This window comes from Novosphingobium sp. (assembly GCF_049240505.1).
Lineage (GTDB): Bacteria > Pseudomonadota > Alphaproteobacteria > Sphingomonadales > Sphingomonadaceae > Novosphingobium.
Genome location: NZ_JBMLSM010000065.1, coordinates 1 through 11,128 on the forward strand (window position 1 = coordinate 1; position 11,128 = coordinate 11,128).

Annotated in this window: 10 protein-coding genes; 2 read left to right on the forward strand and 8 right to left on the reverse strand. The window is 63.2% G+C overall.

Annotation, left to right across the window (positions count from 1 at the left end; all coding sequences use genetic code 11):
* From ACOVQ0_RS05840 to ACOVQ0_RS05870, 7 genes are all read right to left on the reverse strand, one after another.
* Positions 1–973, reverse strand: a 973-nt coding sequence (locus ACOVQ0_RS05840) for an MFS transporter (protein ID WP_421881386.1), incomplete at its 3' end; no start/stop codon positions are given.
* A gap of 110 nt (positions 974–1,083) precedes the next feature.
* Positions 1,084–1,767: a glutathione S-transferase family protein gene (locus ACOVQ0_RS05845; protein WP_421881389.1), complete on the reverse strand. Its 684-nt coding sequence runs from the start codon at positions 1,765–1,767 to the stop codon at positions 1,084–1,086.
* A 9-nt stretch (positions 1,768–1,776) separates the two neighbouring features.
* Entirely contained in the window at positions 1,777–2,727 is a 951-nt protein-coding gene (locus ACOVQ0_RS05850; protein WP_421881392.1) for a hypothetical protein, read from the reverse strand.
* 195 nt (positions 2,728–2,922) lie between these two features.
* Positions 2,923–3,639 (reverse strand): M23 family metallopeptidase, encoded by a 717-nt coding sequence (locus tag ACOVQ0_RS05855; RefSeq protein ID WP_421881395.1) that lies wholly within the window; start codon positions 3,637–3,639, stop codon positions 2,923–2,925.
* 132 nt (positions 3,640–3,771) lie between these two features.
* Entirely contained in the window at positions 3,772–4,626 is an 855-nt protein-coding gene (locus ACOVQ0_RS05860) for a ferritin-like domain-containing protein (RefSeq protein ID WP_421881398.1), read from the reverse strand.
* 44 nt (positions 4,627–4,670) lie between these two features.
* Positions 4,671–5,144, reverse strand: a complete 474-nt coding sequence (locus tag ACOVQ0_RS05865) for a peroxiredoxin (protein WP_421881401.1) — start codon at positions 5,142–5,144, stop codon at positions 4,671–4,673.
* Positions 5,141–7,852 carry a bifunctional [glutamine synthetase] adenylyltransferase/[glutamine synthetase]-adenylyl-L-tyrosine phosphorylase gene (locus ACOVQ0_RS05870; RefSeq protein WP_421881404.1) on the reverse strand — a complete coding sequence of 904 codons (2,712 nt, stop codon included), beginning with the start codon at positions 7,850–7,852 and terminating at the stop codon, positions 5,141–5,143. Before ACOVQ0_RS05870 ends, ACOVQ0_RS05865 begins: the two co-directional genes overlap by 4 nt.
* Before the next feature lie 99 nt (positions 7,853–7,951).
* On the opposite strand from ACOVQ0_RS05870, the gene ACOVQ0_RS05875 reads away from it, so the two are divergent.
* Both ACOVQ0_RS05875 and ACOVQ0_RS05880 read left to right on the forward strand, forming a co-directional pair.
* Positions 7,952–9,616, forward strand: a complete 1,665-nt coding sequence (locus ACOVQ0_RS05875) for a M28 family metallopeptidase (RefSeq protein ID WP_421881407.1) — start codon at positions 7,952–7,954, stop codon at positions 9,614–9,616.
* A 17-nt stretch (positions 9,617–9,633) separates the two neighbouring features.
* Entirely contained in the window at positions 9,634–10,629 is a 996-nt protein-coding gene (locus ACOVQ0_RS05880) for an agmatine deiminase family protein (protein ID WP_421881411.1), read from the forward strand.
* A 155-nt stretch (positions 10,630–10,784) separates the two neighbouring features.
* On the opposite strand, the gene ACOVQ0_RS05885 is transcribed toward ACOVQ0_RS05880, so the two are convergent.
* The coding region (locus ACOVQ0_RS05885) for a UDP binding domain-containing protein (protein ID WP_421881414.1) at positions 10,785–11,128 on the reverse strand (344 nt) is incomplete at its 5' end.

Sequence of the window (11,128 nt, forward strand, 5' to 3'; positions counted from 1 at the left end):
CTTCGTCGACGAAGATATAGACCGTGGCGAAGAAGAAGGCGTAGCAGATGCCGTGCAGCAACTGCACCGCGATGATCGCCGGAATGCTGTCAGCCATGAACGAGAAAGCGAGGAATCGCGCCGCGTGGCCCAGAATGCCCACGATCATCGTCCAGCGCCAACCCAGCCGCACCAGCACTTTGGCCAGCACCAGCATGGTCAGGATTTCGGCCACCTGTCCAAGGCTCAGCACGACCATCGAAAGGTTGCCCGCAATGCCGACGCGATTGGTCAGGAAGGCGTCCGACAGCACGAAGTAGCCGTTGTGAACGACCGAATCGATGAAAGTGACAAGAAACAGCACGGCCACCACCGGCTTTTTCAGCAGGCCCAGTGCGCGCCGCCATGCCAGCTTGTCCACATCGCCGCCCTGCTTGGGGGGCGTGTGCGGCAGCGTGAGCGAGAATGCTGCCATCACGAACGAAATCACCGCAGCAACGATGAAGATCGCGCGCACCTGCGATGCGTCGGCCTGTGCGCCAAGGATGAACACGAACGGCCAGCTTGCCATGATCCAGCCTACCGTGCCGCCTGAACGGACGGAGCCGAACTCGGCTGGATTGGGCAGGTGCGTGAACGCGACCGTGTTCGTGACCGAAAGTGTCGGCACATAGACAAGGCTGTAGATCATGTAGCACACGAAGAACGGCACGAAGCTGGTGCTGAACGCCACGCCCAGCAGCGCAAGACCGCCGATCACATGGCTGCCCGCCAGAAACTTCTCGGCAGAGAACGCGCGGTCAGCGAACTGGTTGGAGAAGAATATTCCCACCACCGAAGCAATGCCCCAGCACGTGCCGATCAGCCCCTGCTGGCCTGCACTGAATCCCAGCATTCCCATATACGGGAACAGCTTTGGCGCCCATGCGCCCCAGATCGCCAATTGTAGCGCCATCATGGCGAACAGGCGGATTTTTAGTGACAGCGTTGACAATTCAGGCCCCTCGATCCCGGTTTCGTTGCGCGCGATCTTGCCGGAAGTGTCTCAGGAAGCAACCACGAATTGCATTGCGTAACGTCGAGAGGCCGCAATCCCGGCTTTGCTCAGGTCGTCCGGTGATCCTCTGTGATCTCGCCACAGGCCGCCAGTTCGGCTTCGTGACTTTCTTCGCGCCATGTTTCTGCAAGGGCTTCAGCTTCCCATTGCAGCATTGCCGGATGGGAAAGAACACGTTCCACCCACGCCTGTCCCTTGCCCACATCAAGGCCATAGGTGCGGATGCGGAACGCCACCGGCGCAAAGAACGCATCCAGCGCGGTAAAGGCCCCGCCAGCCAGCCAGGGGCCGCCGAACTGTTCCAGCCCCTGCTCGAAAATCTCACGTACCCGCGCCACATCACGCACGAGTGCATCGCGCATGGGACGGGGGCGAACCCGAACACCGACATTCATCGTGCAATCGTTGCGAAGCGCGGAAAACCCGCCGTGCATTTCGGATACTGCACAGATCGCAAAGGCGCGGGCGGCTTCATCGGCGGGCCATACGCCTTCGTGACGCTCGGCCAGATAGAGCGTGATCCCCAGAGAATCCCAAACCGTCCGACCATCATGGACCAGTACCGGCACCTGGCCGGTGGGCGAAAAGGCGCGGAACTCATCGTAGTTCGAAGGTTTTGTGAACGGCTCGACCCGGTCTTCGAAATCAATGCCCAGCGCCTTCATCAGCACCCACGGGCGCAGCGACCAGCTTGAGTAATTGCGGTTCGCGGTGATCAGAGAATAGGACATCTTGTTATCTCACCTGACTGGCGGCGGCACGATGAACCACCCGTTCCCTATGTTCGCGTCGAGTGCCACGGCAACCGGGCCGTTGGGATTGCGCAGATAGTCGAACACTTCGTCGAAGTCCGCCTTGCGATCTCCAGCGATGGCCAGCACACACCAGTCCGAATCGGCGCGCTGCAGAATCTGCTGCTTGCGCGTTTCCGTGCGGCGCAGCAGCAGCACAGGATCTATACCCAGCGGGTCCAGCCCGGTCGCTTTCAGGATCGTCCCGATCCGCTTTTCGGCGGTTTCCGGCAAGCTGGCGATCCACACCACCGCGGTTCCGGTGCCGCGAATGGCGCGCAGCCGGTCAGCCAGACCCGGTGCGGGTGAGGGCGGATCATCAAGATCGAAAGCCTTGTCGCCGGGATCGAGATCGATCAGCAATGCGCCGCGCTGCTCGCCGCAGGGGCGCGTGGAAGGCAGCGAGGCCAGCGTGCGCTGGTCCAGTAGCGCGGATTTTCGGCCCGGTGCGGGCTTTCCATCCTTGGCGGCTGCCAGCACGAACGCGGTCATCCCGGCAAAGCCATCGTCATCGGGCATGGCCGATAGGCTGGCGTTGCCCGCATCTGTCACAGCCGGGGGAAACGATGTCGCAGCCTCAGGCTCAGCGCCGGCCAGGCGCAAGGGTTCGGTTTCGCGTGGCGCTGGTGGAATAGGCGCTTCGCCTGTTCCCGCTGTCGAAGAGGCGGGCATTGCGGGCGCTGTGGCAACCGCTGGCGGCACCGTGCCCACGCCCTTGCCGACGATCACAACGGGCTTGGCGGGCTTTGGGCCTTCGTCGCGCTTGCCGATGATTTCCTTGCCGGTCAGTGTGCCGCCCGCCATCAAGGGAACCAGGGCTGCTGCCGCGCAACCGCCAAGCTGCGTCGCCAGGATCGATAGTGCCAGCGTGGCGGTCAAAGGCAGGGTGCGATGGTTCATGCGGCTTCCACAATAATATTGATCGCCAAATAGATACGCCGCCACATATCGCGCCGCTGTGTCGAAATCGAGGCGCAACTTCGGCACGGGCCGTTATGGCACAGGTCACAAGCTCCCGGCCCATAAGAAAAGGGCACCGTCACCGGTGCCCTTTTCAGCATCCTCTCCAAGATGCACTCGGTGCGAAGGCTCGGCTTATTCTTCGGGGCCGCCGATGCCTGCGTGGTCGGTCGCGTTGCTGGCATAGAGCTGTTCATTCTTGCCCTGCATATAGGGCAGCGGGTTGACCGCTTCGCCCGAAACGCGGACTTCGTAATGGAGGTGCGGGCCGGTGGAGCGGCCGGTCGAACCGACATAGCCGATCACGTCGCCCTTGCGGACCTGCTGGCCAGCGGCAACTGCGATGCGCGACATGTGGCCATAGCGCGTTTCCATCGCTGCGCCGTGATCGAGCTGAACGTAGAGGCCATAGCCGCCAAACCAGTCGGCCATTTCAACGGTGCCATCCGCAGTCGCGCGGATCGGCGTGCCGGTGGGTGCGGAAAGGTCAATACCCTTGTGAGCACGGCGACCGCCGAGAACCGGGTGGTTGCGCATCCCGTAGCCGCTGGAAAGGCGCGTCATCGCAACCGGTGCCAGCGAGGGGATCGAAACGCCTGCGCGCTTTGCGGTGACAGGCTTGGCCGAGGGCAGGATGCCGTTGTCGAGCTGCTGCCAGCTGGCGAAGAGGCGGCGGAATTCGTCGTCACCGCGATCTGCCGAGACGCCTGCCTTCGCAGCTTCGGCGGCGCGAAGCGGGGCGGCGATATCTGCGGAAGCGGCGCTATTGGCGAATGCCGGAGCGGAAGAGAGTGCAACAACTGCCACAACGGCGCTGAAGGCTGTCTTGAAGGTTTTGGTGTTGAACAACATTACGACCCGTACGACCTTTTCTTTGCGTCCCGATCTCGGCCATTCAGCCTTGTTGATCGGACCGCTCTAAACCCCCAGAGCGAACCCGTTTGTTGGCAGCAAGCAGGTTTTGGCCCGCCGCCTTGGGATGTTTCAGAGTTGGTCGGAACCCCCCGCCATCTCGTGCATTGGGGTATGCGGAGGCCTTTGCGGGGTGGCAACCCCTGCCATCATTTCGCGCGACAAACCGGCTGATCGGCGCGCCGAGTCGTTGAACGGTGGCTTAACGAGGCCGCGAAAGTGGCGCTGGACCAAGGTTTTCCAAAGGTCTGCAGGGGATTCGCCACGGATTTTGCACAGCGCGGCGAATTGAGTTGTGCCGAACCGCACATGGCGAATTTCGTCGTCAACGATTCTTTGCAGGATGCGCGCGGAGCGCTCGTCTCCGACGGCCAGAAACCGCTCCACCGTCATCGGCGTGACATCCAGCGCGCGGGCTTCCAGAACCATCGGCACCACCGCCAGCCGCGCGGCGACATCGTGCGCGGTTTCGCGCGCGGCGTCCCACAATCCGTCGTGTGCAGGCATTGCGCCGTAGAAGCTGCCCAAAGTCCGCAGGCGCCGCGCCAAGAGGCTGAAATGCATGGCTTCATCGGCGGCGACGGACAGCCAGTCGTCCACAAAATCGCGGCCCATTTCTGCGCCGAACCGCCCCGCCGCATCAAGCGCAAGGTCGATCGCCACGAATTCGATGTGCGCCAGCGCGTGCAGCAGGGCCAGCCGCCCGCGCTCCGATCCGCCGCGACCGCGCCTTGGCATCGCGTTGGGTGGGAGCAGTTCGGGCTTTTCGGGGCGGGCGGGGGCATCGGGCATTGCCACATCGAACGCGAATGCGAGCTTTCCGGCACGCCACCGCCTGACCAGATCGCGGGTCATCATGACCTTGGCGAGCGGGTTGGCGGTAAGCATCGTTTTGCGGATGGCTGCGCCCAGCGAAGTGTCGTTCATACGCGCTCAGGTGCTGCTAGGTGCATCTAGGTGCACTTCAGAAATCACAGTTCCTTCGCCGCGACGAGCACCTCTTCGGCATGGCCCTTGACCTTCACCTTGTTCCAGATGCGCGCAATTTTGCCATCCTTTCCAACAAGATAGGTCGTGCGTTCCATACCCATGTAGGTGCGGCCATACATCGACTTTTCGGTCCACACGCCCAGCGCATCGGAAACCCCGCCCTCTTCCGCATCCGACGCGAGCGGTGCGGTAAGGCCATGCTTTTCGGCAAATTTCACGTGCTTCTTCGGCGGATCCTTGCTCACGCCCAGAACCGCAATGCCAGCAGCCTGAAAATCGGCGTAAAGGCTTGAAAAGTCCTTGTTCTCAGTCGTGCAGCCGGGGGTGTCGTCCTTCGGGTAGAAGAATACCACCAGCTTCCGCCCCGCAAAGTCCGATACCTTGACGTTGCCGCCATCGGGCGTCGTCATCGTGATGTCGGGAAATGCCTCGCCCACGCCGATCCGCTCGCTCATCCTTCAATCTCCAGTTCGATATCAAATACTTGGCCCCAGGCCAAAGCCACGCAAAGCCGGGCCTGATGCAGCGCTTCAAGCAGCGCATCCCAGCTTTCCAGCCCGCAAGACCGGGCCACGATGCCCCGGCTTGCTTCCGGCGGATACATGCCATCAGGGGCAACCAGCCGGACGACGACGAGAAGGCGCGTCATCAGATCGTGCGCGGCGCGTGCGCCGTTGGGAAGAAGGCCTTGTACTTCAAGAAGTTGCGCAGCCTGTCCAAGGTCAGGCGTGTGGGCAACATGATCGCGCAGTTGCAGGAAGTGGACCATGAATTCCAGATCCACCAGCCCGCCGCGCGCCAGTTTCACATCCAAAGGCCCCTTCGGCGGCTTGTGTTCCGCCATTGTTGCCCGCATTTCAAGCACTTCGCTGCGCAGTTTGCCGACATCGCGGTCCCGGTCCTGCACACGCGCAATGATCGCGGACAGTGCCTCACGATCGGACGGAGTGCCGAACAGCGGCCTTGCGCGACACAGTGCCATATGCTCCCACGTCCACGCATCTTCGCATTGATATCGTTCAAAACTTTCGAGGCTGACCGAGATCGGCCCCTGCGCGCCGGAGGGCCGGAGCCGCGTGTCCACCTCAAACAGGGCACCCGCCGCCGTCGGCACGGAAAGCGCGGCGATCACGCGCTGGGCGAGGCGGTTGAAATAGAGCGTTGCGCCAAGCGGGCGGCGGCCATCGGATTCCGCAGCGTGATCGCCACTGAACAGGAACACCAGATCGAGGTCCGATGCGTGCGTCAGCGCCGCCCCGCCAAGACGGCCAAGGCCGAGAATGGCCAGATCGCTTTCCGCAACAACGCCGTGGTTCAGGGTGAACTCTTCAATCGCGGCGCGGCTCAGAACGTCTATTGCTGCTTCGGCAACGCGGCTGAGCGCGGCGGCGACTTCCAGAGGATCGCCCCCCCCTGTTCCCGTAGGCCCTTCAATGAGTTGCACGCCCAAAGCAAAGCGCATTTCGCCCACGCGCAGGCGCACATTATCGAGCAGGCGCTGATAATCATCGCCCGCCTCTCCGCGCGAAAGTTCGGCAGCGATTTCGCTGACATTGCCGGGAAGGTCGAAGGCAGAGCGATCGATCAGCGTGTCGAGCAGGTCTGACCGGCGTGCCAGTTCATCTGCCAGAACGGGCGCATGGGCCAGCAGGCGCATGACCACGGCGAGCAGGCCGGGACGGGCATCGAGCAGGCGGAAGACGTTGATTGCGCTGGGCAATCCCGCCAGCAACTGCTCCCAACGCAGCAGCGCGCGGTCAGGGTCGGGCGCTTCGGCCAGGGCGCGCAGCAATTGCGGGCGGATGCGGGCAAACGCCTCGCGCGCTTCGGCAGAGCGCAGGCAGCGATATTGCCCGCCTTCCCATGCCGCGATCCGTTCTGCCAGACTGTCGGCTTGCGCGAACCCCAACGCGCCGAGTTCAAGTGCGAGCGGCGTGGATTCGACAATCACCGCGCCGGCGGGGGCATAGGTGGCGATCAGCGTATCGAAGTGCCGGCCGACGGTTTCGGAAATGGCCGAAAGTTCGGCGACCAGTTCCGCACCATCGGCAAGTCCATCGAGTTGTGCCACCGAATCAAGAGCTTGCGCGTCTGTTGGCAGAGAGTGCGTCTGCTGGTCCGCCACCATCTGCAACCGATGTTCCAGCGTGCGTAGCCGGTCATAGCTTTGGCCCATGATGGCAGCGTCTTCTGTGCCGATGATGCCTGCATCGGCCAGCGCATCCAGACTGGCGCGCGTGCCGCGCAGGCGCAGGGCCGGGTTGCGCCCACCGTGGATAAGCTGATGTGTCTGCGCGAAAAATTCGACCTCGCGAATGCCCCCGCGCCCGCGCTTCAGATCATAACCGGGGCCGATGGCCTGCCCTGCCGAATAGTGATCGCGGATGCGCGTGGTGAGCCGTCCGATCTCAGCAATCGCGCCGAAATCAAGACTGCGCCGCCAGACGAAGGGGCGGATCGTATCAAGGAAGGCCTGCCCTGCTGCAATATCGCCGGACGAGGCTCGCGCGCGGATATAGGCGGCACGCTCCCACGCCAGCGCGCTCGATTCATAATGCGTGATCGCCGCTTCGAACGGCAGGGCCAGCGGGCTGACTTCGGAAGCCGGGCGCAACCGCAGATCGACGCGGAAGACATAGCCTTCGGACGTGACCGCCGACATGATTTCCATCAGCGCGCGGGCCACGCGCTGCGCAGCCTCGGCAGGATCGTCACGATCACGCCGGGGCAGAACTTCGGGATCGTAGAGCAGGATGGGATCGATATCCGACGAGTAGTTCAATTCCTGCGCGCCGTGCTTGCCCAGCGCGATGGCAGTGAAGCCCGCAGGATCGGCATCGGGTGTGCGGCGGCGGATTGCGGCGGAAATTGCGGCATCGAGCGACCGGTCGGCAAAGGCCGACAGTTCGGTGACGACGCGGGTCAGCGGAAAGGCCCCAGCCAGATCACCGATGGCAATGACGAGCGAAAGCGCCGCCCGTTCACGCCGCAGGGCGACAGCGGTATCGTCGATGCCATCGCCAGCACCGCGCGCCTGCGCCAAAGCCTGCTCCACATCGCCAGCCGCCAGCAGCGCCTGCAGATCAGGCATTCGATCCAGCGCACGCGACAGGAACGGAGCATGGGCGTGGGCGCGGGCGAGAGCAGAGCCGAAATCAAACATCACCGCAGGCGATGCCCGCAACTGAGCTGCGCATCAAGCCGCCTTGCGATGGCGGGGGTGGTCTGCCAGCAAGGGGCAACAGAATTCTGGAGAAAAACCATGAAGCGTCGCAATCGTCTGAAACTTGTTGCCACATCGTTGGTCGCGTTGGGATTTGTCGGGGCAGCGGTGGCAGCGCCAGTGCCGCCGGTAAACGAGGCGCTGTTGCGCGATGTGGTAAAGACGCTTTCGGCAGACGATCTTGCGGGGCGTGGGCCTGCAAGTGCCGAGGAAGCTGCGACGCTCGACGCGATCGTGGCGCGGTTCAAGGGAGCGGGATTGCAGCCGGGCAACAACGGAAGCTGGTTTCAGGATGTGCCCACGGTGTCGATGACGGCTTCGGGCTTTTCACCGCTGACGGTTTCGGGCGGCAGCAAGGCGCTGAACTTTGCGCATGGCACGGACTTTGTGGCGGGCAGCTATCGCGTGGTGCCCGAAACTTCGGTCAAGGACAGCGAACTGGTGTTCGTTGGTTATGGGGTGAACGCGCCGGAACTGGGGTGGAATGACTATGCCGGGATCGACATGAAGGGGAAGACCGCAGTCATCCTCGTCAACGATCCAGACTATGCGATGGAGAGCGAGGACGGGCCGTTCAAGGGGCGGCGGATGACCTATTACGGGCGCTGGACCTACAAGTTTGAGGAAGCGGCGCGACAGGGGGCGACAGGCGCGATCATCGTGCACGACACGTTCCCGGCGGCCTATGGCTGGAACGTTGTGGAATCAAGCTGGTCGGGCGATCAGCACTATGTGGCGACGCCCAACGATGCGGCGGACCAGACCGCGTTCAACAGCTGGATTCAGAAGGGCGCGGCAGAAAGCATCCTTAAGGCGGCGGGCAAGGATCTGGCTGCATTGACCGCAGCGGCGGGGAAGAAGGGGTTCAAGCCCGTGCCGCTGGGCCTGAAGGCCAGCTTGTCGTTCAAGTCTTCGATCACGCGATCAACCTCGCGCAATGTGGTGGGCATCCAGCCGGGTGCACAAGCGCCTGATGAATACGTGCTCTATTCGGCGCATTGGGACCATCTGGGGCGGTGCAAGGCCGACAAGACGGGCGATGACATCTGCAACGGTGCGGTGGACAACGGCACCGGCATGGCGGCGCTGGTGGCGCTGGCGGAGATGAACAAGGCAGCGGGGCCAGCGCGGCGCAGCCAGGTTTATCTGGCATGGACGCTGGAGGAATCAGGGTTGCTGGGTTCGGAATACTATGCGCGCAATCCGCTGTTCCCGCTGGCGAAGACGGTGGGCGGGGTGAACATCGATGCGCTCTATCCCGGTGGCGTGGCGCGCGATGTGGCGGTGACTGGCGGGGACAAGTCCGAGCTTTCGGGGATTCTGGCCAAGGTTGCGGGCGAACTGCAGTTGAAGACCGGGCCTGAGGACAATGCCGAGAAGGGGTACTACTACCGCTCTGACCATTTCAGTCTGGCCAAGCGTGGGGTGCCGATGTTCTATGTGAAGCGCGGCACTGATCTGATGGAAGGCGGCATTGCAGCGGGCAAGGCGCTGGCCGAGGACTATGTGGTAAACCGCTATCACCAGCCGAGCGACGAATATTCCGATAGCTGGGACATGCGCGGGATTGTGCAGGAAGTGGACCTCTATTACCGGCTTGGCCGTCCGCTGGCAGACGGCTCTGACTGGCCGAACTGGAACGCGGGCGACGAATTCCGCGCGATCCGGGACAAGAGCCGGGCAGCGGTGACGCAGGCTTTCTGAAGCAGGATCCCGTTTCGATGACTTCGACTTTCCGTATGCCGCCCGAATGGCACCCGCAGGACTGGCTGTGGGTGGGCTTTCCCCATCTGGCGGAAGAATGGTCTGGGCTGATCGATCAGGCGCAGGAGCAGATCGCCGCCTTTGCCAGCGCTGTGGCTGACAGCGGGCAGGAAGTGCGGCTGGTGGTGCGCGATGCCGCCAACGAGATGCGGGCGCGGTCGCTGGTTTCGGCTGCGGTGAAGTTGGAGCGGCGGACCTATGGCGACGTGTGGCTGCGCGATACCGGGCCGCTGGTTGTGACAGATGGCGGCACAAGTCGCGCGGCGCGACTTTTCGGGTTCAACGGCTGGGGCGAGAAGTACCTGATGCCCGGCGATCAGGAGATCGGCGTAGAACTGGCGGCGTCTGCAGGGCTGGACGCTGGCGCGAAGGCCGACTGGATTCTGGAAGGCGGGGCGCTGGATGGCGATGGCACCGGGCTGGTGGCGACGACTGAGCAATGCCTGCTGAACCCCAATCGCAATCCGCACCTGTCGCGCGCCGATCTGGAAGCGCGGCTGCTGCGCGATCTGGGACAGACCCGCGTTCTGTGGCTGGGCGATGGGTTGATCAATGACCATACCGATGGGCATGTCGACAATCTGGCGCGGTTTGTCGGGCCGAACCGGCTTGCGCTGCCGCGCGCGACCGGTCCGGGTGATCCCAATGCGGCGATCTATGCCGATGCCAGGGCGCGGGCGCTGGATGCCGGGGTTGAAGTGGTGGAAGTACCTTCGCCGGGGCTGATCGAGTGGGGCGGCGTGGTACAGCCTGCAAGCTACATGAACTTCGTGATCACGAGCAATCTGGTGGTGGTGCCGGTATTCGGATCGCCGCATGATGCCGATGGTGTTGCGGCGATTGCGGAGCTGTTCCCGGACCGGGCGACCGTGGGCCTGATGGGCGATGCGGTGCTGGCGGGCGGGGGCGGGTTCCACTGCGCGAGCCAGCAGATGCCTGCGGTGTTGGCGTGAGGCGCGCTTGATCCTCCCTGTTTTTGCGAATGCACAAACGGGGAGGCGTCGTCGGCGTAGCCGATGACGGAGGGGTCTTTTACCCCTCCACCACCCGCTGCGCGGGCGGTTCCCCTCCCCTTTTGTCCTGCGGAAAAATGGGGAGGATTTTTGGCTTAGCTCGCCAGTCGCAAACCCGCGCCCACGCTTTCAGTGCCAGGCTGATCCGGCCATATGCCGCGGGTGTCGTAGACGACCTTGCCGCTGCGTTCGGCGAGCGGGATGACCTTGAAGACATCGTGGTCGACCAGCACGATCAGCACGTCGCATTCCTCCAGCGCGGTATCGACGTCGATCTGTATGGCGCCGGTGCCTTCGAATTCCTTGGGCAGCGCACCATAGGGTTCGACCACGTGGACGCGGTTGCCGAACTGGCGGGCGAGGCTGGCGGCGACGTAGCGGGCAGGGCTTTCGCGGAAATCGTCGATGTTGGCCTTGAACGCCAGACCGAGGCAGGCGA